We start from the raw sequence: 23,286 nt of genomic DNA on the forward strand, positions 1-23,286 counted from the left end.
CTAGGTATAGCGAGTTGCACCCTCTCACCCGAGGTTGGAACTCAGTGCCGCCTCGGTCACTCCCTTGTGCGCGATACGAGTGTGCAGGTTGCGGGCGGTGAGTTCGGTGCGGTTCGTGTCCGAGTCGTAGCCGGCGGCCAAGTGCACTCCGTGATCACGGAGACCTGTGCCCACCTCGCTGCCTGGGTACCTGTCACACCTATCTGCGCGGGCTCTTACTTGTCATCGCGGTCGGCGGACAACGGCGCTGCGAGTAGGTCGTCGGCTTGCGGCCAGATGTTCAAGGACAGCGAGCCAAGGTAGCAACCACGTGCGCGGATCCGGTGCTCGTCCCAGGTGGCGGTCCAGTCGCTGATGTCAGCGTTCGGCGGCGCGCTGAGCAGGGTGCCGTGAGTGAGGCGCAGCAGGCTGTGCTGGCTGAGCCATTGCCGCTTGTCCTCCCAGGCCATGTTCCCCAAGGTGGGGTTCAGGCGAGCGGTGACCAGGGTCAGGTTGCCGAGGGTATGGACCAGCTCGTCGCGGTCGGACCCTTCTGACGGATCGTCTGCGAGGGGCGGCCAGTTGTCGCGCCAGCTCTGCGGCATGACGTGCTCGATGGTCAACTTCGCGCCGGCCTGCTCGCCGAGGGGGACTACGAGCTGTTCGGTGTGGTCGGTGCGCAGTTCGTCCTCCAGCGCTTCCAGGAGGATGCGCACACCGCGGCGGTACAGGCGGGTGTAGATGGGGTCCTGTTCCAACGAGGCACGGAACTCATGGTCGCTCGGCCAATGACGGTGAGCTCCCTGCATGGCCGAGAGGGCCTTGATGACGGCTTCGTCCGCGCGGTGGGGCTGCCGGGCCGCAGCTGCGACCAGGTCACGGAAGACGTTGTTGTGGTCGCGGTTGCTGAGATTGAGCAGCGCGCGGCGAACGAGGTAGCTGTCGATGGCGCGGATCGCCCGTCGACGACGCTGCGGTGTCAGTACGGACTCGTCCAGGCCGTAGAGGAGAAGAAGCAGGGGCATCGGAGTGGAGGTCTGAAGGACCTTCATCCGGTACAGGAACCGGCCCTCGACGCCGTGCTGTGGGTAATCGTCGATCAGGTCGTAGATCTCGGCGTATCGCGCCAGTTCGGCGAAGACGTCCTCCGTAGGGACGGCGGTCGAGAGCAGCCAGCGCTCGAACTCCTTGAACAGGGCGGAGGCGGTGAACTCCCGCTGTGTTCGCATCGTGAGCCAATACGTCAGGAACACGTCGAGGCGGCTTCGCGTGATGCGGCCAGTCGTCTGTTCGGTGCGCCATTCGGCCTGGTCGAAGGGCGCCCAGTACGTTTTGTAGAGCCGGTCGATGTCCGCGCCGGTGCGTTCCGCGTCACGGAACAGAAGGTTCTTGATCAGATCCGCGTGCTCCAGCGGTGTACCGCGGCTGTTCAGCGTCTCGAAGACGACCTGGGCGTCGTCATGCTTTTCCAGGTCGATGATGACCAGGCGCAGCTGTTCGCGTAAGGTCTGTACCAGCGTCCCCAGCCGCTCCTCGGGCTCGGCGGCTTCTGCCAGCCAAGCATCGATCTCCTGCTGGAAGTAGGTGACGGCTTCGGCGAACCGCCCTGTCCCGCCCTGTCCGAGCATGACGGTGCGGAACTCGTCACGGTCCGCGTTGGTCGGCCACACCTTGTACAGGTGGTCGGGGTGCTGGACGCGGTCGAACAGGTCCTCGTCGTTCTCCAGGAACTTGCTCAGCAGCCGCACGGACCGTTCGTGGTTGAGAGCCGCCGCCGACAGGCGGGCAGCGAACAGGAACAACTGCAGAGTTGTGAGACGCTGCTGGCCGTCAATGACCTGCCGTGTCTCCAGACTTGACGAAAGGTACGGTGTCTCGTCGAAGACAACCGCGCCGAGAAAATGCGGAGCCACCGTATCGCCGGTCGGGGCCGCCTGCTCGGTACGCTCGACGGTGCGGCGAATGTCCTCCCACAGAGCTGACCAGTTGTCGTCCCGGTTCCACACGTACGGCCTCTGGAACAGCGGCACGGTGTAACGGATGTCCCTGCCGAAGATCCGACGGAGGTCGACAGTGTCTGCTCTCATGGATCGAAGTCCCCTCTTCGCTCTGCGGTTAACACCGTAGCGATCACCACCACGGTCGGCTGGCGTGATCCATGAAATCGGGTGGCAAGACAGCAGAGGGCACAAGCGGACGGCGGGGTGAAACCCGGGCCTTGCCCACACCGATTCCGGTCCAGGTCGGCTGTCGTCCGCAGCGGCGTGTACAGGCCACATGGGGAAGGCACAGCACCGTGGAACCACTGAGGGACGAGGACCCGAAGGAGGTCGGGGGTTTTGCCCTCGTCTGCCGGATCGGGGCCGGCGGCACGGGGAAGGTGTTCCTCGGCGAGTCCGCGGCCGGTCACCAGGCCGCCGTGAAGGTCATCAAGCCTTCCGTCTCAAAAGGGGCCGCAGGTGAACGACCAGGGGGCGACTGAGGACGGGACCAGGTTCCCGCCGGGGGCGCAGATCCTCGTCCGGGACGAGGAGTGGCTGGTCCGCAACACCACCACGACCGACCACGACGGGGAGCGGATCGAAGCCGTCGGCGTGTCCGAGTTCGTCCTGGTCGCGGCCGACGGCACGACGAAGGCCGTCACCGTCATGCACGGCGGCCTCAGCGACGACGAACAGGCCAAGGTCCTGGAGGCGTTCGGCCTGGCCGACAGCCCGGTTCGGCTGCTGTTCACCGGCGACGTCGCCTCCGAGGGCGTCAACCTGCACCGCCAGTGCCACCACCTGATCCACTACGACATCCCGTGGTCGCTGATACGCATCGAGCAGCGCAACGGCCGTATCGACCGCTACGGGCAGAAGCACGAGCCCCGGTTCCGGGCGCTGATCCTGACCTCGGCCGTCCCCTGGTGTTGGACTCCGTGGGCGGGGCGAACCTGGAGAAGTGGCTGACCGTGCTGAAGCCCGGCGGCCTGGCCATCAGCGTCGTCGGACCGCCGGACACCGCGGAGCATTGTCCCAGGTCACAGCATTTACTGACATATCTGGTTCGGCTATCCAGGAGAACGTCCGAGAACGACAGACCCCTGGGTTCCGACGTCGGCCATCGCAGCACAACGCCGGAACCGCTGACACCACGGCGGTTGTTTCTTTGGCACTTCTTCAACATGCGTCACCCGGACGACGGAACCGTCCAGCGCTGGCCGACGCTGCCCGTGCAGGTGGCGATGGTCAGCTGGGTCTTGTCGGTGGCACCGTTGCTCGCCTCGGTGAGGCAGAGGCCGGAGGCCGGGTTGACGATCTCGCCGGACGGGTTCGCCTGCCACTGCTCGGCCTGGGTGCCGTTGCAGGTGTGCAGTTGGACCTTCGCGCCGGAGGTGGTCGCGCCGTCTGTCACGTCCATGCAGTCGTTGAGCACCTGGAGGGTGCCGTCCGGGACGACCTTCCAGGTCTGCGCGCTGGTGCCGTTGCAGGTGTAGATCTGGATGGCGGTGCCGTTCGAGGTGCCCGCGCCGGCGTCGTCGACACACTTGCCGGAGGCGGTCTCGGTGAGCGTGCCGCTGGGCTGCGCCACTCCGGTGCCCGGGGTGCCGTCGTAGGACGGCGGAGCGGCGGAACCGGCTGCGGCCCAGGAGGTGTTGGCGGACGAGGAGAGGGTGAAGTCCAGCTCTGCGGAGCTGCTGAGGTACGAGGCCGGTACGTACGCCTTGTTCCAGGAGCCGCCGTTGAGGCTCAGCGACTGGACATACGGCGAACCGTCTGCTGCCGCTGGGGCGTTGACCGTGAGCGTGTGTGCGCCGGTCGTGACCACCGCCGAGGTGAACATCGGGCTGCCGATGGCCAGGTCGGCGGTGCCCGGGATCTCCGGGTAGAGGCCGAGGGCGGACCACACGTACCAGGCGCTCATCTCGCCGAGGTCGTCGTTGCCGGGCAGCCCGCCCGCTGTGTTGGTCCACAGCTGGTCCTGGACCGCCCGCACGGTGGACTGCGTCTTGTACGGTTCCCCCACCCAGTCGTACTCCCAGGGAAGCCCGATGCTGGGCTCGTTGCCCATGTTGGACTGGGTGCCGATGACGCTGCCCAGGCCCTGGAAGCCGCCGAGCACGCCGTCCAGGTACGACGCCAGGGACGAGGTGCCGCCCTCCAGGGACGCCAGCTTGGCGAGGTTGAAGGGGATCATCGGGGTGTAGGTGAAGGCGTCGCCCTCGGCGAAGTCGTTGGACGAGGTGCCGGTGATCAGCTTGGCGTTGAAGCCGTCCATCCAGCGGCCGTTGGAGTGCTGGGGCTGGATGTAGCCGGAGGACGAGTTGTAGATGTTTTCCCAGTCCTGCGCCCGGTCCTGGAACTTCTTCTGCGTGGCGGTGTCACCGAGCGCGCCCGCGAACGCCGAGATCGCGAAGTCGTCGGTGTCGTACTCGAGTTGGGTGGACGTCGTGGCGTACTCGTGGCAGCAGCCGTAGAGCGAGTTGGTGGGTAGGTAGCCGAAGGAGTCCAGGTAGGTCACGCCGGGTGTGACGTCCGTGTTGGTCGTCTGTTCCCTGACCATGGCGGACAGGGCCGTCGACGTGTCGAAGTTCCGTGCGCCGAAGGCGTGGTAGCCGGCGAGCAGCGGTACGGCGGAGTCGCCGACCATGATGTGCGTCTCGGCGGTCTCCATGCCCCACTTGGTGAGCGTGCCGCCCTGCTGGTAGTCGTCGACGACCGACTGCGCCATGTCGGACGCGGCCGATGGGTCGAGCAGTGCGGTGAGTTGGGCCTGTGAGCGGTAGGTGTCCCAGGTGGAGAAGTCGGCGTACTTCGCCGAGTGACCGCTGCCCACCGTGTGCACCGCGCCGTCGAAGCCCCGGTAGGAGCCGTCCGCGTCGCTGATGACGGCGGGGAAGAGCGAGGCGTGGTAGAGCGCGGTGTAGAAGACGTTCTGCTGGTCCGGGGTGCCTCCGGTGACGGCGATCTTTGACAGCTCGGCGCTCCACGCCGACGACGCCGCCGCCTTGACGGCCGCGAAGGTCTTCCCGGTCACCTCGGCGTCCCGGTTGGCCGCGGCCTCCGCCACCGAGGTGTAGGAGATGCCGACCCGGGCCTCGACCGTCCTGCTGCTCGTGGTGTCGAACGTCAGGTACTCGCCGCCGGTGAAGGTGCCGGTGGCGGTGAACGGGTGGTCGAAGGTGATCGCGTAGTAGAGCGTGATCGGGGTGGTGTCCTCGCAGAAGCCGGTGCTGGTGATCGACCCGGTCACCGTGTCGCCGCCGGACAGGCCGAGCGTCGAGGAGGCGTACGGCGTCTGGGTGTCCTGCACCTTGAGGAGCAGGCTCGCCTGGGTGGAGGACGGGAAGGTGAACTGGCCGACGCCTGCACGCGTGCTGGTGGTCAGCGCGACGCTGGTGCTGTTGCCCAGGCTGACGGAGTAGGAGCCGGGCGAGGCCGTCTCGTCGGAGTGCGCGAAGGACTCGGTCGTCGAGGCGGGGTCCGAGCCGAGCGAACCGACCACGGGCAGGATCGGCAGGTCCCCGGCTGCGTCGCAGCCGACGCCGGAGACATGAGTGAGGCTGAAGCCCGAGACGGCCGAGTCGGAGTAGTTGTAGCCGCCGCCCTTGGGGCGTGACGAGGTGTCGGGCGACCACTGGAGCATGCCGTGCGGCGCGTCGGCGCCAGGGAAGGCGTTCCCGGCGCTGAAGTCGCCGTTGCCGCCGGTGCCGATGTACGGGTTGACCAGAGACACGGGGGCGGTCGCGGCCACCGCCCCCGCCGCGCCGGCCAGTTGGCCGGACACGGCGAGCGCGAGGGCCGCGGCACCCGTGGTGAGGACACGCAGGAGCGCCCGCGGGCGGCGGGCGTCAGCCACGGAGCAGTACGTCGCTGAGGACGCCGTCGGCCGGGGCGGTGATCCAGTCCGAGGAGATGTACGAGGCCCCGTCGGCGGCGAGCAGGGTGACCCGGGCCTGGGCGTCGGCCAGCGACGGCGCGGAGGAACTCAGCGCGGGCGAGACGTCATAGGCGTCGGTGACGACCGTCAGATAGTGGTTGGTGTTGTACCACTCGGTGTTGCCGTCGCCGACCCAGGCGCCCGCGTCCGCGTCGAACACCACGAACCAGGGGCGCAGCGTGGTGTCGCTGTAGCGGGTGCGCGGGTCGACGGCCTGGGCGCCGAGGACGCTCGGGAAGACCGCCGCCTGGCTGATGTTCCCCGCGGCGGCGAGGTCCTTGAGGTGCTGGGCGTAGACCACGTCCGACCACGAGGAGGCGGGGCTGACGGCCTGCTCGAAGGTGCCGGGGATGATCTCCACGATCGCCCGGCCGGCGAGTGAGCCGTAGCTCGCCCAGTTGTTCGCCTTCGCGGCGGTGTCGAGATCCGCGTACTGCGAGCCGTCGCTCTTGGTGAGCAGGTCGGCGGGCGTGTAGAGGACGCTGCCGAGGTGCGTCTTGACGTAGCTGTCGAACGTGGTCGGCGTCATACCGAGGGTGCTGTAGAACCCGTTCTTCATCTCGATCTTGACCATGACCGGGTGGCTCGTGGGGTGAGCCTGGAGCCAGATCCGGATGTCGTCGAGGCAACTGTCGAGGTTCTGGTTGCGGTCACCGGTGTAGAGGTCGGCGGCCGTGCTCGCCTGCACGCAGTTGTTGTCACTGCCCAGCGGGTTGCTGTGGCTCACGTCCCACTTGCCGTTGGACACGTTGTGCCAGGTGTCGAGTTCGACCAGGGAGGTGCCGGTGTCCAGGGCGTTGGCCAGGTAGGTGTACGTGGACTTGTCGTCGTACGTGTTGTGGATGCCCGTGCCGGAGACCCCGGCCAGCGTCTGCCCGCCGACATCGTCGGCGTGCGCGGCGGGCATCGCCACCGCACCGAGCAGCAGGGCCGAGGCCGTCAGAAACACGGCCTGGATTCTTCTGCGGATCATGAGCATGCCAGATCCTTTCGTGGTGCTCGGGACGCGCAGAGCTTAGAGGAGCTGGATGGACATCCGCTACGACTCGGTAACAACTTGCCGTCGCGATCCTGAACCCCTTAGACGAAGGGGTAGTCGAGAAGGTTTTCGAAGGGCTGGCTCCGGGGGGGCTGGAGGGGGGTCGCTGACTGTGTGACGGATGCCGCTCGCTTTCGCCGGCATGGCCGTGCCGACGCCGCTGGTCGTTCCGGCCGCGTCCGCCCAGGCGGCGTCGGGCTCACTGGCCGTCACCACGCAGGGGCGGCACGGGGGGTTGTTGACGACGGTCACCGTCGTCAACGCGTCGTCGGACGAGATGCGCACCGTCAGGTCCGGCAAGCGGATCAGCCTGCTGACGGGGCGGTACATCGTGATGACCGACATCTACGAGAGCGCCATGAACGGCCTGGGGACGGACATCATCGGCGCGCAGGTCGTGTCGGTGTCCGGGGCGAAGTCGGTGACGCTCGACGCGTGCAAGTGCCACGGTTCGCGCAGGTGGTAACCCCGGGCGACGAAGCTTGCGGTCAGCTGGGGTCCTGCGAACCGCTGGCGCCGGACGTCGACGAACGGCGCTGTGGTGAACAGCTTGCGCAGTTCCTCGAGCACCTCCGGTGCCGAGAACCAGCGGCCGTCGTATTCGGCGATGGTCATGAGGACCGGGACCGGAATCCCAGGAGCGATCCGACGCAGCCGCTCTGGCCATGTGAGCGCGTCGCGCAGTTCCATCACCGGAGCAGGTGCGGAGGCCGCCTCGAGATGGGCCAGCACTGTGCGTTCCCAGCTCCAGTCGGGGCCATGGACGGCCGTGGAGCGCCCACGCGGGTCCATGGCCGACGCTCGGGCTTCGGCCATCGCCGTTTGCAGCCACTCGAAGAAGCCGGGAATCCACTGCAGGCCGGCGGCATGCGCGGCCACACCCAGGAGCGGGACCTCAGGTGTTGTGGCAGCGAGACACAGTGCGAGCATCCCGCCGATCGAATTGCCCGTCAGGAAGAGGCCCGCCGAGCCGGCGCCGTACCGTTCCCACGCGCGCTCCACGGCCGCCCGCAGTACCGGCACCTGGCGGTCGAACGGGGCGTCACCGGGGTCGAGGGCTGCGGCCGCCCCGTAACCGGGCCGGTCGAGCGCAGGTGTCGCGAAACCGAGTTGGGCCGCGATGTCAAGGAACGGCGCCTCGCCGGGGATTGTCTCGTCGTGAATCGCCGAGGGTGACCGACCCTCCGTGCAGGGCGACGATGAGTGCGCGCGGGGGACCGGCCGAAGCGGCGTAGCGCCCCGAGAGCCGCATGCCATCGAGCTCGATGACTACATGCTCCTTCGACGTGACCGTTTCCACTGTGAGCCCGTTTCGTTTCGGGTACCGGTCATGTTGTTCGTGATCACCGGTGTCAAGGGCGAGGATCCTCTTGGCCGGCCGGACCGCCTTGGCGCGGGCTGTGGCGGCGGCAGGGTCCTCCTCGCGGGGGCGCCAGCGGGCGATTTCTCCACGCGGTAGTACAGGCTCCGGACGCGCCTCTGGCTGAGGAACGCCAGGACGCGCCCATTGAGCTGCCCGGTAGCCTTGCCGTGGATGATCTGCACGACGGGCTCTCCCGCGCGTTTCGCCTGGAAGATGACCTGCCGCAGAGCGAGGTCCATGTCGCGGTCGTTCCGGAGGATCGGGTGCAGATCCAATGTCGGCAATGTGCCACCTTCCGCTTGCGCCACCTATGATGCACCGGCCCGAGTGCGTCCACGCGGTGCGCGGGAGAGTCGCCCGACCGGGGTTCTCACCCGCCGGGCGCCCATCCCCCAGGCGGCGGTCAGCTGGAGAAGGTGAACCAGTTGATGTTGGTGAAGTCCGACGTGCTGCCTGAGAAGACCAGATAGACGTCGTGGACTCCCGTGGCGGAGGCGACGATGTTCGCGGGGACGGTCTGCCAGGCCTGCCAGCCGCCGTTGTTGGCGAAGTCGATCTCCGCGATTTTCGTGCCCGTGGTGCTGTCGAGCCGCACTTGGACGGCGCCGCTGACACCGGAGGCCGCGCCCGACGCCAGCCGGGCCTCGAACTGCGCTGGGGAGGTCGAACCGAAGTCAACGGAGGAGAACTTCAGCCAGTCGCCGTTCGAGATGTAGCCTACGTCGCTGCCGCCGCCCGTGTCGGAGCAGCTCTCGGTGGTGGTCCCGCTCTGGGCCGAGTACGACTCGGCCTGGATGGTGCTGTAGGCACTCACGGTGGTCGAGCCGCCCCCCGAACTCCCGCTGGAGCCGCCGGCGCCCAGGGCGATGCTCCAGGAGGTGGGTGCCCCGTCCTGGATGTGCCCGTCGACGGGGGCCGCGCCGGTCGGGCCGACGTCGTCGTAGGGGAAGGCGTAGCCGATGCTGGCGTACTTGTGGACCAGCCGCGCGTAGTGGTTGGTGATCGAGTCCGTGTAGTACTGCGACGGTGTCACGCCGTCGGGCTGGTTGTTCCCGCCCGAGACCAGGAGCGAACTGCGGTTGAGCGCGGCGGCGAGCCGGGCGGCGATCGCGCCGCGGGCGTCCCCGCCGGAGTTGTAGAGAGGACCGGACGCGCAGCCGAAGATGTCGACGGCGCTCGGCTTGGTGAACGGCACGCCGTTGGTGTTGAGGCCGGAGAAGACGATGGCGTTACCGGAGACGGTGCCGGTGTAGGAACCGATGCTGCCCTGGCCGTTGATGGTCAGCGGCGTGGAGGCGTAGTGGCTCCAGACCCGGTTCAGGTAGTCGTCCCAGTAGGTGCCGAAGTCCACCGGCGAGTGCGAGGGCGCCATGACGCGCAGTACCCCGCCCGAGGTGTCGGTGACCACCAGCTTGTCCCAGGGGGCTCCGTCGGAGGCGTGCTGGCTCTGGAGGCCGGAGGCGATCGAGGCGAGGGCGCCGGAGGGCAGAGGGCTGACCGTCTGGGTGCCGCCGCTGCCGGTGCTGCTCATCGAGATGGGGAGTGCGACCATGTCGACGTAGGAGATGTTGGCGTAGAGGTTCGCGCTGTTGAACGTGAACTCGCAGAACGTCCAGTTCGTGGACCAGTTGGGGTCCGAGCTGACGAGCGCGGGCTGCACGACGCCCGGCACGGTGCCCGGGTTGACGAAGAACTGGAGTTTTTGGCCGACCGAGAACCAGACGCGTCCGCCGATGACGTAGTCGGTCAGGTTGACGGTGGTGGCGGCCGAGCCGGAGGCGCCCAGCGCGATGGAGTAGTCGGCGATGGGGGTGACCGTGGACGACGGGTTGGGCAGCCGGTTCAGGGTGCCGTTCGCCGAGACGAAGACCGGCCAGCCGCTGCTGTCCGTGCCTGATATGTAGGCGTAGACGGTGTTGGAGCCGGAGTTGTTCGCCAGCTTGATGGGGAGCGAGACTCCCGCCGCCGCCGCGGAGGAGGTCAGCGGCGAGACCGGCGAGAGAGGGCTCACCCCGGCCGCACCGGTGAGCGCGCCGACCGCGGTCAGGAAGGAACGTCGGGAAACCACAGAGGCCCTCCCCGGAGGGGGTGACTGTCCGTCAACTATGTGACGGCAGTGGGGGGTTAAATTGTTGAAAACGCGTGAGGTTCTGCGCGGGGACGGTATTGGATCAGACCAATCTCGTCAAGGTTGCGGAGGCACTTCTTCCATGTGGCGGGGCGGGGGACGTTGCCGGTTCATTCGCCGTGCCGTGCGATGAGGCGTTGTCAGTGGCGGGTGCCAGCGTCGGACGTATGACAGAGACCACGGCCTTCGACTGGCGGTCCTTCCTGCCCAGGTGGAGCGGGGAGTGGGCGGACTCCCTCTCGGACGACGGTGCTCCGAGCCCCGTCGACGAGGCGGCCCGGCAGGCGCGATGGCCGGCGATGGCTGGGGGTCCCGCCCGCGCCCGAGCAGCGGATCACGGCCATGGAGGAGCCCCTCGGCCGCCGGATGCCGCCGCCCTACCGGGAGTTCACGACTCATGTCTGCTCTTTGGTGAGCTGCGGCGCCCGATCAGGGCGGATGCGGTTCGTTAGGGGCTGGTCTCTCACGCATCCCGCAATGTGTGCATGTGTTGTGTTTTGGATCGGTTGCAGGCCGGCCAGTGCCCTGTACTGCGACACCTGCGAGGCAGCGGCGTACGCCGACGCCGACGCGGTCGTCGAGGGCGTCGAAGCCCGTGTCCGTCAGTTCGACCCCGAGCGCGTACTTCCAGTCGATCGCCCGCACCGCCATCGCCGCCGCCTGCCGGTCGGTCAGGTCGTCGGCGAACTGCAACACCGTCACCAGCGTCAACACACCAGGTGACTGACTCGGAGCACCCCGCACCCCGAGCGCCTCCGTGACCGGCTCATCGACGAAGACTTCCCAGAGGCGATTCCGCACCCGTATCGGCAAACTCCCGTTCGGGAACGCCGCCCGGGCCACCACCACGGTCCACGCCGGAACCTCCGGCAACCCCACCGCCTGCATCGACAACCACATCACCGCCACGGCCGCAGACAGGACGACGTCCGTAAGGACGATCATCCCCCGCTCACCGCCGTCCGCACGGAATTGAGCAGCAGACAAAGCCCGTCGACCCGGTCATCGTGAGCGTCGCCAACGCCAAGAGGACCAGCGATACGACTCCGGCCCCCACATCCCCCACGAAGCCGTCTGACGAGCTGACCATCGTCCCGGCGAGAGCTGCCGTCTCACTGTCGATCCCCCCGGGCCCTGCGACTTCCGTACTGGCCCATACGAATGATTCACCGGCGCCGCAGGGTGAACAATGGCACCTTGTGTCCCGAGTCGACGGCCGGGCGGCCGCTCGCGACCATACGTTGACCCATGTGCCGCTGAGCTACGCCTTTGTGAACCTGAAGCCCGGGGTGGGAAAGACGACCAGCGCAGTCTGGTTGGCCCACGCACTCCACGAGTCGGGTATCCCACTGCTACTGGTCGACAGCGACCCCGCCTCCTCCGCGCTGCGCTGGAGCGAATTGGCGGGCGGCTTCCCGTTTCCTGTGGTCGCTCTTCCGGTGGGCGATGTGCACCGGCGCGTGGACGACTTCCTGGGCGATCGGCAGGCCGTCGTATTCGACGCTCCGCAGATGGAGGACCACGCGCATATCTCCCGCAGCATCATGAGGTATGCGGGCGAATGGATCGTGCCGGTGACTCCGGCTCCCATCGAGCTGGATCGCATGGCGCCCATCGGTGGCGAGATGGGCGAGGTACAGTCCTTGCGCGTCCAGCCGGCCCGCGCCACCGTCCTGCTGAACCGAACGAATCGTGCCGAGGCCACGCGTACCGGTCCCGACGCCGACGCCCGCGAAGCTCTCAGCGAGCGGGGATTCGACGTGTTGTCCACGCACATTCCGCGGCTCGACCTGTACGCGCAGTCATTCGGAAGTCCGGTGGCAGTCAAAGCCTCGGCGTACATGGACCTGGCAGACGAACTCATCAAGCGACAGGACAAGGCATGAACCAGCGGAAGGACACCTACCGAGCCGCACTGCAGCGCGGACCGGACGCTGTCGTACCGCGTCCCGTCAAAGTCACTCAGCTGCGCATCCCATACATGCGTGTGACCATCGAGCTCGACGCCGGCCTGCCGCGTGACCTCGTGCAATGGGCAGGGTCAACGGTGTCCGTGGTGGTGCGGGCCGGCGCCGCTGCCCTACGGCCCTTGAGAAGCGCCCCGTAAGCCGGGTGACGCGGTGGTCGTGCGTGAACCGGCCTCCGCTCGCCCACTGGCTTGACTGCGCGGGGTGATCTCGTTGGATGGCGGAGGCCCGAAAATTGCGCCCGCTGGATGCCGGTTCGAAGCGGTAGCGGACGCGGTCGCGGATGGTGGCGGGCTGCATCTTGCGCTCGCACAGCGTGCATCGGATCCGTCCGCGGAGGGCGTAGGGGCGCGCGCCTTGTTTTCCGGCTCGTTCCTGCCGTCCGTGGTCGCGGGCACGCTGTCTGCGGATCTGGACAGTGTCGAACCGGGTGGGCTGATGATCGCGTCGTGGGCGGGTTCGTTGGAGCGGATCCACTCCTCGACCGGGTTGTGGGTCATGCTGGTGCGGTGGCCGAGGGTGACGTCGTCGACGTCGAGGAGGCGTTCTTGCTCGCGTTGCTTGTCCCAGATCTCGTAGCCCGTGTAGCGGGGGCTGATGAGAATGGCGCGCACCGGCGCCCTGCTGCCCCGCGGTCTTCTTGCGGTGCGGGTGGCGGGCGGCGTCGTGGGCGGAGGAGCAGGGGATGCGGCTCTCGCCGGTGGAGCACCACAGTTGGGTGAAGGCGCCGATGGCCAGGCCTTGGTTGCAACTCCACACGGTCTGGCTGTTGTTGGCGCAGCCGGCGGTGATTCCATCCTTGACCAGACCCGCGGAGTTGATCAATCCGCTGTCGAGGCGCCAGTTCGCGGCCGTGGTGGCCCAGACGCCTCATACGGTGTCGCCTGCGATCCGTTGGTGCATTTCCGGCACGCACAAGGCTGGGGCATGGTGTTCCTTCCGGTCGGTGCGGTGGTGCAAAGGATCAGCTACAGCCGGCCGCGGTGACGGCCAATCCACTCCTTGCCTGCAGCACGGCTGGGAGGAGAGCCCTTCGACTTCGCCGAGCCAGCCCGCAGTGCTTGGCCGGTGGACCGGATCCAGGCGTCCGGCTGGTTCCAGCGCAGTCGGGTCCCGTGGCGAGCGCGGTGACCATGTCGGTTTCCTGCCGGCCCCGGAGACGGTGAGCAGCGTCGCGGGCAGCCGCACCACTCCACTGTCCCTGAACGACGCGCTGGACAGGATGAGTCCGACGGGCCAGGGGATCACGCCGGGCTTCCGTTCACCGCTGACGACGGCGGTGGGCTGTACGCCGCCGGCCCCCTGCGGGAGGCGGCTCCGGCCCACCGAAACGGCCCTGCCCTGACGGTCGGTGCGTGCGATCACCAGGATCGTTGCCTGTCGCCGTCGTCTCACGATCAAAATGCTGTCGCCCCAGCTGCTCCCACGGGGCCGCCCTGCCCTCTCTATCCGCTAACATAGAATTATTAGGTAGATAAATGAGCTACTAGAAGGCGAGGGGTGGTCGTGGACTTCGGGCTGACTGACGAGCAGGACCTGTTGCGCGCGACGGCACGGCAGTTCGTCGCCGATGTGTGTCCCGCCGAGAAGGCCAAGAAATGGGACGAGGAGGGCGTCGTGCCGCCCGAGCTGTTCCGTGGCATGGCCGATCTGGGGTGGTTCTCCCTGCCGTTCAGCGAGGAGGAGGGCGGTGACGGCGGCGGGCCGCTCGAACTGATCCTGATCGCCGAAGAGCTGGGGCGGGCCAGTTTCGACGTCGCCATGTGCTACGTCGGCGTGCTCATTCCCGGCATCACGGTGTTCCGGTGGGGCAGCGAGGCGCAGCGCGACTTCATCCGCGAGCAGGTCATGACGGGACGCCACCGGCTCGCGGTCGGCCTCAGTGAGCCGGACAGCGGTTCGGACGCCGCCGCCCTGCGCACCACCGCCGAGGATCACGGCGACTGCTTTCTGGTGCGCGGGCAGAAGGCGTGGTGCACCGGCGCCGGACTCCCCGACACCACCATCGCGACCTATGTCCGCACGGGCCCCCGCGAGCCCAAGCACGGCGGGATCAGCCTGCTGCTCGTCGACCCGGCGACGCAGGGTGTCGAGGTGCGCCGGACCCCGACGCTCGCCCGGCACATCCTGGGCACCAACGAGGTCTTCTTCAACGACGTCTCCGTTCCCAAGGACAACCTCGTCGGCCCGCGCGACGAGGGCTGGAAGGTCATGCTCTCCAACATCGAGCTGGAGAAGGTGATCATCAGTGGTGGATATCTGGGGGCGGCCCAGGCCACCCTGGACGAGATGCTGGAGTACGCGCGCACCCGGCAGGCCTTCGGCCGCCCGATCGGCAACTTCCAGGCGCTCGCCCATGCCATGGCCGACCTGCAGACCGAGATCGACTCCGCGCGGCTGCTCGCGTACCGCGCCGCCTGGCTGCTCGCCCAGGGCAGACCGTGCACCCGCGAGGGCTCGATGGCGAAGCTGAAGGGCTCGGAGACCTATGTGGCGGCCGCCCGGCTGGGGATGCAGGTCTGCGCGGGCCACGGCTTCTCGACGGAGAGCGTGATGAGCTTCCGCTACCGGGAGTCGATCGTGGCCACCATCTCCGGGGGCACCAGTCAGATCCAGCGCAACGGGATAGCCCGCAGCATGGGCCTGCGGTCCTACTGATCCCGGGCGTCGCCGTTCTGCTCGGCGAGCCAGCGCTCGTGCCGTGCGAAGTGGCCCCGGTCCCGGGTCACCCAGATCCCGGAGGCCCGGGCCAGCACGGCTCGGCCCGGCAGCAGGACCATCTCGCCCGCGATGTACCAGCGCGAGCCCTCCCGGCGCTCCACCCAGGCGCGGACCTGGAGCGGGTGCTGCACCGGTACCGGCTTGACGAAGCTCACGGTCAGTTCCGCTGTGACACTCAACACCCGGTGCAGCAAAGGGAGATGGCCGAGGCAGTCGTCGAGTACGGCAGCCGTCCAGCCGCCGTGCGCCACATCGGGCCCGCCCTCCTGGTCCCGGGGGCAGGAGAGTTCGAACCACGCCTCGCCGTTCGCGTCGAGCCGCTCGCGCTCCACGCCGAGCCGGCAGGAACCGGCACCGCGGCAGGCGCCGCACAGCGCCACCCCGCCGGGGGTCCGGGGCGGTTCCTGGAAGTCGGCTCCCGCCCAGTGCGCGGCCGCTGTCGTATCCCCCCTGTCACCGGGGAAGGAACCCGCTCGCGTAGACATGGCGCAACTCCTCGTATCCGAAGGCATCCTGGGTCATCCTGGGTCAGGCGTCGACAAGCAGCGGGCGCAGCTTCCCGGCGATCAGCTGGACCTGGCGGGCCACCATCTCCTCGGGCATCCCGGCCAGCGAGGCCCACAGGAACACCCCTTCCACCGGCAGACCCGCAACATACGCCCTGATGGCCTCGGCGGTCTCCTGCGGGGTGCCGTAGAGGAACTGGCCGACGCCGGTCGCGCGCAGCCCGGTCGCCCGCCACTTCTCGGGGTCGATGGGGCGGGGGGCCGGCTGGTCCGTTCCCTCCACCATGTAACGGCGGTAGCTGTCCCACTGGTACGCCAGGTGCCTGCGCACCACCGGCCAGTCGCCCTCGGGATCCTCGGTGACGAACGTCGTGAACGAGCCCTGCATCCGGGCCGTCGACACGTCGTGGCCGCTCTCGGCGAGCCCGTCCCGGTACGGCGTTAGCAGTGCCGGGTTGAGCGACAGCAACCCCGTGCCGAGCCGGCCGGCGCGGCGGGCACCCTGCGGGCCCTGGTAGCCGAGCCAGATCGGCAGCGGATCCTGGACGGGGCATGGGGTGACCAGGGACTCGGCCCACAGGCCCCGGATCTCCCTGACCCGTTGGTCGGTCGTGGTGTAGCGCTTCGCGAGGTCGGCACCGAACAGCCGGTACTCGGGCACCCGGTAGCCGGTGCCGAGGCCGAGGTCCAGGCGGCCGTCGCTGATGATGTCGACGACCGCCGCCTGTTCGGCCAGTTCGGGTGCCGCGTGCAGCGGTGCGGGGATGACGGCGGTGCCCAGCCGCACCCGTCGCGTGCGGGCCGCGGCCGCGGCCGCCATGGTGAGCGGCTGGGGGAGGTACCCGTCCTCGAAGCCGTGGTGTTCGGAGAACCAGACCGAATCGATGCCCAGCCGGTCCGCCTCCTCGCACATCTCCAGGGCGAAGCCGTACACCCGCGGCCAACTCTGCCGCCACGGCGGCGGGTTGCGCAGGTCGAAGTAGATGCCCACCTTCACGCCGGAACGCCTCCTGTCGTGTCGCCCGCGAGCCGGATCGTCGCGCGTGCGACGGCGACCCCCTCCCCGGGCGGCAGCAGCCGCACCGGGCGCAGTTCCAAGGCCTCGATCTCCGGAAGGTCCTCGACCATCGCCGAGATCCGCAGGACCGTCTCCTCAAGGGCCGCCAGATCGACACCACGGCCCCCCGCCCGGCCGTCCAGCAACGGGGCCGCGCGCAGCGAGCGGACCATCTCGCGGGCGTCGCGGTCGCTCAGCGGGGTGACGCGATGCGCGACGTCCGCCATGAGGTCGGCGTAGTCCCCGGTGAGGCCGAAGGAGACCACCGGACCGAAGACCGGGTCCGCGCCGACGGAGAGGAACGCGTCCGGGCCCGCGTCCGGTCCGGTGTCCCGTACGGCGATTCCGTACGCGCCGAGCAACTCGGCGGCGACCGCCGCCGTCGCCGGGCCGGGGGCGCAGGCGGCGACCAGCGACCGGGCGCGCTCGCTGTCGACTCCCGCGAGCTCCGGAACGACGCCCGCGGGGGTGCTGCGCCAGACCTGGTAGGCCGCCGCGTGTCCGAGCGAGGTGGCCGCCGCTTCGGGGAACGTGTAGGTCGGTACGACGAGTTCGTCCCGGTGGAGCAGATCGGCGACGCCCGCTCCGCCGAGGAAGCTGGTCACCACCGGCTTGTCGGGACGGCTCGCGGCCGCGTCGAGGATCGCCGACGCCACCTCGTCGGGCTTGTCCGCCAGCGGCGGCATGAACAGGACGACGGCCGCGTCGACGCCGTCGTCGGCCAGGACCGCGTCCAGCGCCGCCCGGTAGTGCGCGGCGGTGGCCATGGGGGTCAGGTCGACCGGGTTGGAGACGTCCGCATGGGGCGCGAGGGCCGAACGGAGTGCGAGCCTCGTGCGCTCGCCGAGTGCGGGCACGAGCAGGCCGTTCGCCGTGCACGCCCCGGCCGTCAGCGCCGCCGGACCGCCCGCGTTGGTGATCACGGCGACCCGGTTGCCGGGTGGGGGAGGCTGGTGGGCCAGCAGCAGGGCGACGTCGAACAGTTCCTGGAGACTGCGGGTGCGGATCACGCCGGATTGGGCGAACAGCGAATTCACCGCCGAGTCCGCGGGGCCCGGGTGGACCGCGACGATCGGTTTGCGCGGCGCGACCCGGCGGGCGACGCGGGCGAACCGGCGCGGATTGCCGAAGGTCTCGACGTGCAGCAGGATCACCGAGGTCGCCGGGTCCTCCTCCCACCACTGGAGGAGGTCGTTGGTGGACACGTCGACGGCATGGCCCACCGACACGAAGCCGGAGAAGCCGAGGCGCAGCCGCTTCGCGAAGTCCAGCACCGCGAGCCCCAGCGGCCCGGACTGGCTGGACATCGCGACCCGGCCCGGCGTCGGCAGGGCGGGCGAGAACGTCGCCGCCAGCCGGGCCGCGGGGGTCGTGTTGACCACGCCCATGCAGTTCGGGCCCACCAGCCGCATTCCGGACGCGCGGGCGAAACGGGCCAGCTCCAGCTCGGTCGACCGGCCTTCGGCCCCGGTCTCCCCGAAGCCCGTCGAGACGACGACCACCGCTCTGGCCCCGGCCTCGGCACACTCGCGTACGACGTCGGGCACCCCCTCGGCCCGCACTGCCACCACTGCCAGATCCGGTGGCTCGGGAAGGTCACGGACCCGGGGGTACGCCCGAACCCCGGCGATCTGCTCGGCCCGCGGATTGACCGGGAACACGCTGCCGCCGTACCCGCCCCGCAGCAGGTTCGCCACGATCTCGTGGCCGATCGTCAGGGGGCTGCGGTTGGCGCCGATCACGGCGACCGACCGCGGTTCGAGCAGGGGTCTGAGGGATCGTCGTACCGCCGTGTGTTCACGGCGCTCCGCCCGGGCCACGGCCTGGGCCTGCGGGTCGACGGCGATCTCGAAGTGGAGGATCTGGCCGGGCGGCCCGGCCTCCACCCGGTAGCCGGAGCCGAGGAACACGTTGATCATCCGGGTGTTGTCGGCGAGGACGTCGGCCTCCAGCACCCTGATGCCCCGGGCCCGGGCGGCAGCCGCGATGTGCTCCAGGAGCAGCCTGCCGAACCCCTCGCTCTGGTGGTCGTCCCGGATGGTGAACGTGACCTCGGCGTGCTCCGGTTCCCCGGTGTCGCGGACGTAGCGGACCAGGCCGGCGATCTCGTCGCCGGCCAGGGCGACGAGTGCCAGCTCGTTGAGGTAGTCCACGTGCGCGCCGCGCCGGATGACGTCGTCGCGGACGCGGACCACCGGACCGAGGGACCGGTAGGCGAGGGTGGCCCGGGACAGGCTGCCGACGAAGGCGACCAGACGGTCCGCGTCCTCGGGCCGGACCGGCCGGACGAAGGTCGACCGTCCGGTCCGGACCAGCCCGGGCCGCTCCAGGTCCTCGGGGTAGGGGGGAGTGGTCACGGTGGTACGCCGCCGGTCAGACGGCCGCCTCCTGCGGAGTCTGCTCGGGCAGGTCGAACAGCTCGTTGAAGGTGCCGCGTGTGACGCGTTCGCGGATGTCGACCGGCACGCCGTCGAACAGGTCGTGCAGCGTGGCCTGGGTGTGGCCGTAGGTGCCCTCCAGGTGGGGATAGTCGTCGCCCCACATCACGTTGCGGTAGCCCGTCGACTCGACGATCTCCACCGAGCTCCTGTCGTGCTGGAAGGACGCGTACACCTGATGCCGGATGATCTCGCTGGGCAGCCGGCTCAGCTTGGGGCGGACGAACATGCCGTGCTGGCGGTACGCCTCGTCCATCCGGTCGCCGATGGCGGGTACCCAGCCCGCGCCGCCCTCCGCGATCAGGATCTTCAGGTCCGGGTGGCGGTCGAGGGCACCTCCCGCGACCATGTGGGACACCACCCGCATGCCCGGATAGGTCGTCTCCATGTAGTTGACGACCGCGCCGCCGGGCCCACGGAAGACGACGTTCTGGGCGCCGGTGCCGATGTGGAACCCGAGCACCATGCCCGCCCGCTCGGCCGCGGTCCACAGCGGTTCCCAGCGGTCGAGGGCGTACTCCTCGCCCTGCCGTGTCGAGCACGGCAGGAAGATCGCCTTGAAGCCGAGCTCGGCCGCCCGCTCCAGCTCGGCGACCGCGTCGTCGATGTCGGCCGTCGAGACGCAGGCAGTGGTGATCACGCGCTTGTTCTTGCTGAGGATCTCCTCGTGCGCCCAGTCGTTCCAGGCCCGTACGGTCTCCCGGGCGAGCTCCCGGTCGGTGATCGACACGAGCCAGAACCCCATGGAGGGGAAGGCCAGTTGGGACCACACGCCCTCCTGGTCGAGGTCCTTGAGCCGGACGTTCAGGTCCCAGGCGCCCGGCGGGCGCATGGCGTCCATGAAGTCGCCGAGCTGGCGGTCGATGCGCTCGCCGTCGATGTAGAGCATCTCGTACTTCTCACCACGCTCGCTGCGTGGGGCCCGGGCACCGAGCCGTGCCGGCAGCCGCTCGGTCCACACGTCGGCGGGTTCCATCACATGGGAGTCCCCCGAGTTGACCCAGATCTTCGACATGACGCTCCTTCGGGTCAATGGATGTAATCAGTTAGCGATTTTAGTTGTATGGCCGCGGAAAGGGAAGGCCAGGCGGCCGGAGGATCGGCTCGGGTGTTGGGTCTGACTCTTGAATCCGTAGAATTGGTTGACTGATTGCGCTGATAGCTGGAAGATCTGGGAACTGAGCCGCAAGGAGGCGCCATGGTCGGTGACAGGGACACCGCTGACAGGTACTTCGAGCCCCAGGTGGAGACCATGCCCCGCGAGGAACTGCGGGCACGGCAGGAAGAACAGGTCCTGGAGCTCGTCGAGTACGCCTACGCCAACTCGGCTTTCTACCGTGAGCTCTGGGACGGGCACGGAGTCCACCCCCGGCACGTCCGGTCCCTGGCGGACTTCCGCGCACGCGTGCCGTTCATCACCAAGGACATGGTGCGCGCCTACCGGGCCCGCACCGGCGATCCCTTCGGCGGTCTGCTCTGTGTGCCGACCGAGGAGCTGACCTCCGTGTCGTCGAGCTCCGGCACCACCGGTGACCCGGAGTTCTTCGCCGAGATCTGGCAGGACGCCCCGCCCCTGGTCACGGCACAGGTGCGCGACCTGTGGGAACTGGGACTGCGGCCCGGCGACCGGGTGCTCAGTCCGCCCGGAACCTTCCGCAACCTCATGGACGGCGGCTACCAGGCGCTGGGCGCCGTGGTGATCGAGGTCGACACCTGGATCGGGAAGATGGACCAGGTCGTCGAGGCGCTGCGCACCTACCGGCCGGCCTACCTGCAGATGATGTATCCGCAGATGGTGGAGCTGGAGCACCTGGCGGAGAGGACGGACCTGAGGGAGGCGTTCTCCTCACTCAAGGGCGCCTCGTGCGCCGGTCAGCCGCTCAGCCGGAAGATGCGCGAGCGGATCCGTGACGACTGGGGCATCGACGTCTACGAGTACACCAGCGCCGCCGACACCGGTACCGCCTGGGAGTGCCGCGAGCACGACGGCTTCCACCTCTGGGAGGACACCGTCTTCGCCGAGTGCGTGGAGGTCGGGGAGGACGGCTGGCGTGACGTCCGCGAGGGCGACCTCGGCGAACTGGTCGCCACCGACCTGGACAACCGGGCCGCACCGCTGATCCGCTACCGCAGCGAGGACCTCGTCCGGCTGTCCGGCGACACCTGCGGCTGCGGCCGTACCCATGCCCGCATGTGGGTGGCCGGTCGGCGCGGCGACGAAACGCTGGTGCAGGGGCGCTCCGTGGTGCTGCGGGACGTCTGGCAGGCCGTGGAGGACCAGCCGGAGACGGTGGCCGGGGTGTTCCAGATCGTCCGGGACCGCCGCGAGGTCGACGAACTGCGGCTGCGCGTCGGCTACGACCCCGCGCTCACCGGCGACGTCGACGCCCTGGCCGGCCGGCTGGGCGAGGCCGTGCGCGAACGCACCGGGGTCAAGCCGGTGCTCGACATGCGCACCGAGGAGGACCTGTTGAAGACCATGACCAGCGTCGCCAAGTTCCCCCGGGTGGTGAAGAGCTGATGGCCCGCGCCGACACCCTGGCCCGGGCCGGGGAACTCGACCGCCCCGAACTCGCCTATCTGGTGCCCTTCCGCACCGCCGACGGCATGCGGGAGACCGAACTGACCTGGGCCGAACTCGCCCGGGACACCGACTGGGCCACCGCACGGCTGCGGGAGCACGGCCTCACCGCCGGGCAGCGGGCCCTGCTGACCGCCTCCGGCTTCGAGGGCTTCTGGGGACATGCGGTGATCCGGGCTCTGAAGGACCTGAGGGTGACGTACGGCATCGCCGAGGCGATGGGCTGGGACCACCGCCGCACCTCCGTCTTCCACCGCGAACTGCGGCCGCACGCGGTGATCGGGCTGTCCGCCGAGACCCTGGAGGGACTGTCCGGGGCCGCCGACATCGGCGAGATGTTCCGGCCGACGCGGGTCGTCCTGGCCCGGCCCGCCGCCGTGCCGATGCTGCGTGCGGTGGGCGTGTCCGCCTGCCTGTTCTCGGCCGTCGGACCGGCCCTCGCCCTGGAGTGTCCCGAGCGTGGCGGGGCACATGTCAACGCCGCCGAATGGCGGATCAACGACCGCGAAGGGGAGTTGTCCATCGCGGCGGGGGAACAGCGCACGTCACCCCTGCCTGAGACCCCGCTCGGCATCCCGGGCCGGGTCGTAGCCGGTCGCTGCGGCTGCGGCAGCGAGGATCCGCGCGTGCTGTTCGCCGAGGCCCGCCAACCACTGTCATCGAGGAGCTGAGGATGTCCGAAGGAGTGGTGGACGGCCGGGTCGTGGTCGTCACCGGAGCCGGCAACGGCATCGGCCGGGCACATGCCCTGGCCTTCGCCGCGCACGGAGCGAAGGTCGTGGTCAACGACCTCGGCGGCGCGCGCGACGGCGGGGGCGCCTCGGCCGGACCCGCCCAGGCCGTGGTGGACGAGATCGTCGCGGCCGGCGGCGAGGCCGTCGCCAACACGGACGACATCTCCGCCTGGGACGGCGCCGGCCGGCTCGTCCGTCAGACCGTGGACACCTACGGCGGCCTGGACGTACTGGTCAACAACGCCGGCATCCTGCGCGACCGGATGATCGTGTCGATGACCGAGCAGGACTGGGACAGCGTGCTCGCCGTCCACCTCAAGGGCAGCTTCGCCACCCTGCACCACGCGGCCGCCTACTGGCGGGAGCGTGCCAAGGCCGGTCACGCCAACGACGCCCGGGTGATCAACACGACCTCCCCGTCCGGCATCTTCGGCAACCCGGGACAGTCCAACTACGGCTCGGCCAAGGCCGGCATCGCAAGCCTCACGGTCATCGCCGCCGCCGAACTCGCCCGCTACGGGGTGACGGTGAACGCCATCGCTCCCACCGCACTCACCCGGCTGACCGAGGACATCGAGATGATGCGGCAGGCCGCGCAGCAGCAGGACCTCACCCCCGAAGCCATCTCGCCGCTGGTGGTGTGGCTGGGCTCGGCGGCGTCGCGAGAGGTCACCGGCCGGGTCTTCGGCGTCGTCGGCAACCGGATCACCGTACTGGAGGGCTGGGTCAACGGCCCCGGTGCGAGCGCCGAGACCCGGTGGACGCCCCAGGAGCTGTCCTCCGTGGTCCCGAACCTGGTCGCCAAGGCGGCACCGAACGCCGACGTCCTCGGCAACCGGAACGGGGCGTGA

The 23,286-nt window shown here is 69.1% G+C and carries 17 protein-coding genes and 1 pseudogene; 6 read left to right on the top strand and 12 right to left on the bottom strand.

All coding sequences use genetic code 11. The annotated features are described in order from the left end of the window. Window positions 1-215: 215 nt before the first annotated feature. The gene (locus OHB00_RS42255) at window positions 216-2,066 is read right to left on the bottom strand and encodes a DUF262 domain-containing protein (RefSeq protein ID WP_406443074.1); all 1,851 of its coding nucleotides are present in this window, start codon (window positions 2,064-2,066) and stop codon (window positions 216-218) included. A 546-nt stretch (window positions 2,067-2,612) separates the two neighbouring features. Between OHB00_RS42255 and OHB00_RS42260 the strand changes: the two are divergent. Then, window positions 2,613-2,882 (top strand): annotated as a pseudogene (locus OHB00_RS42260) (helicase-related protein); the annotation flags it as partial. Window positions 2,883-3,150: 268 nt separating this feature from the next. Here OHB00_RS42260 and OHB00_RS42265 read toward each other — a convergent pair. The 6 genes from OHB00_RS42265 to OHB00_RS42290 all read right to left on the bottom strand — a co-directional run bounded on the left by OHB00_RS42265 (window position 3,151) and on the right by OHB00_RS42290 (window position 11,376). After that, the gene (locus OHB00_RS42265; protein WP_406443076.1) at window positions 3,151-5,820 is read right to left on the bottom strand and encodes a lectin; all 2,670 of its coding nucleotides are present in this window, start codon (window positions 5,818-5,820) and stop codon (window positions 3,151-3,153) included. Continuing rightward, window positions 5,813-6,874: a hypothetical protein gene (locus tag OHB00_RS42270; RefSeq protein ID WP_406443078.1), complete on the bottom strand. Its 1,062-nt coding sequence runs from the start codon at window positions 6,872-6,874 to the stop codon at window positions 5,813-5,815. Before OHB00_RS42270 ends, OHB00_RS42265 begins: the two co-directional genes overlap by 8 nt. Before the next feature lie 411 nt (window positions 6,875-7,285). Then, entirely contained in the window at window positions 7,286-7,963 is a 678-nt protein-coding gene (locus OHB00_RS42275; RefSeq protein ID WP_406443080.1) for a hypothetical protein, read from the bottom strand. A 246-nt stretch (window positions 7,964-8,209) separates the two neighbouring features. After that, window positions 8,210-8,611, bottom strand: coding sequence for a Smr/MutS family protein (locus OHB00_RS42280; protein WP_406443082.1), 402 nt, complete (start codon window positions 8,609-8,611; stop codon window positions 8,210-8,212). A gap of 95 nt (window positions 8,612-8,706) precedes the next feature. After that, complete coding sequence (locus tag OHB00_RS42285) at window positions 8,707-10,371, bottom strand: beta-1,3-glucanase family protein (protein ID WP_406443084.1); 1,665 nt, start codon at window positions 10,369-10,371, stop codon at window positions 8,707-8,709. Window positions 10,372-10,860: 489 nt separating this feature from the next. Next, the gene (locus tag OHB00_RS42290) at window positions 10,861-11,376 is read right to left on the bottom strand and encodes a transposase (RefSeq protein WP_406443086.1); all 516 of its coding nucleotides are present in this window, start codon (window positions 11,374-11,376) and stop codon (window positions 10,861-10,863) included. A 305-nt stretch (window positions 11,377-11,681) separates the two neighbouring features. On the opposite strand from OHB00_RS42290, the gene OHB00_RS42295 reads away from it, so the two are divergent. Next, on the top strand, window positions 11,682-12,317 hold the full coding sequence (locus tag OHB00_RS42295) for an AAA family ATPase (RefSeq protein WP_406443087.1): 636 nt from the start codon (window positions 11,682-11,684) through the stop codon (window positions 12,315-12,317). Window positions 12,318-12,389: 72 nt separating this feature from the next. On the opposite strand, the gene OHB00_RS42300 is transcribed toward OHB00_RS42295, so the two are convergent. Beyond that, complete coding sequence (locus OHB00_RS42300; RefSeq protein WP_406443089.1) at window positions 12,390-13,223, bottom strand: hypothetical protein; 834 nt, start codon at window positions 13,221-13,223, stop codon at window positions 12,390-12,392. Window positions 13,224-13,904: 681 nt separating this feature from the next. Here OHB00_RS42300 and OHB00_RS42305 point away from each other — a divergent pair. After that, a complete protein-coding gene (locus tag OHB00_RS42305; protein ID WP_406443091.1) occupies window positions 13,905-15,056 on the top strand; it encodes an acyl-CoA dehydrogenase family protein in 1,152 nt (383 codons plus the stop codon). On the opposite strand, the gene OHB00_RS42310 is transcribed toward OHB00_RS42305, so the two are convergent. From OHB00_RS42310 to OHB00_RS42325, 4 genes are read right to left on the bottom strand one after another with little or no spacing between them, the layout of a single operon-like run. Next, window positions 15,050-15,604, bottom strand: a complete 555-nt coding sequence (locus tag OHB00_RS42310) for a PaaI family thioesterase (RefSeq protein WP_406443093.1) — start codon at window positions 15,602-15,604, stop codon at window positions 15,050-15,052. The two genes, OHB00_RS42305 and OHB00_RS42310, sit on opposite strands and share 7 nt — an antisense overlap. 43 nt (window positions 15,605-15,647) lie before the next feature. Then, window positions 15,648-16,622 carry an LLM class flavin-dependent oxidoreductase gene (locus tag OHB00_RS42315; RefSeq protein WP_406443095.1) on the bottom strand — a complete coding sequence of 325 codons (975 nt, stop codon included), beginning with the start codon at window positions 16,620-16,622 and terminating at the stop codon, window positions 15,648-15,650. Beyond that, a complete protein-coding gene (locus tag OHB00_RS42320) occupies window positions 16,619-19,039 on the bottom strand; it encodes a GNAT family N-acetyltransferase (RefSeq protein ID WP_406443097.1) in 2,421 nt (806 codons plus the stop codon). The genes OHB00_RS42315 and OHB00_RS42320 overlap by 4 nt, the downstream gene beginning before the upstream one ends. A 16-nt stretch (window positions 19,040-19,055) precedes the next feature. Beyond that, complete coding sequence (locus tag OHB00_RS42325) at window positions 19,056-20,135, bottom strand: amidohydrolase family protein (RefSeq protein ID WP_406443099.1); 1,080 nt, start codon at window positions 20,133-20,135, stop codon at window positions 19,056-19,058. Window positions 20,136-20,318: 183 nt separating this feature from the next. Here OHB00_RS42325 and OHB00_RS42330 point away from each other — a divergent pair, with 183 nt between their 5' ends. From OHB00_RS42330 to OHB00_RS42340, 3 genes are read left to right on the top strand one after another with little or no spacing between them, the layout of a single operon-like run. Beyond that, window positions 20,319-21,641, top strand: coding sequence for a phenylacetate--CoA ligase family protein (locus OHB00_RS42330; RefSeq protein WP_406443101.1), 1,323 nt, complete (start codon window positions 20,319-20,321; stop codon window positions 21,639-21,641). Continuing rightward, window positions 21,641-22,372, top strand: coding sequence for a hypothetical protein (locus tag OHB00_RS42335; protein WP_406443103.1), 732 nt, complete (start codon window positions 21,641-21,643; stop codon window positions 22,370-22,372). Before OHB00_RS42330 ends, OHB00_RS42335 begins: the two co-directional genes overlap by 1 nt. A 2-nt stretch (window positions 22,373-22,374) precedes the next feature. Continuing rightward, on the top strand, window positions 22,375-23,286 hold the full coding sequence (locus OHB00_RS42340) for an SDR family oxidoreductase (RefSeq protein ID WP_406443105.1): 912 nt from the start codon (window positions 22,375-22,377) through the stop codon (window positions 23,284-23,286).

Origin of the sequence: Streptomyces sp. NBC_00631, assembly GCF_045206895.1 — a bacterium.
Taxonomy (GTDB): domain Bacteria; phylum Actinomycetota; class Actinomycetes; order Streptomycetales; family Streptomycetaceae; genus Streptomyces.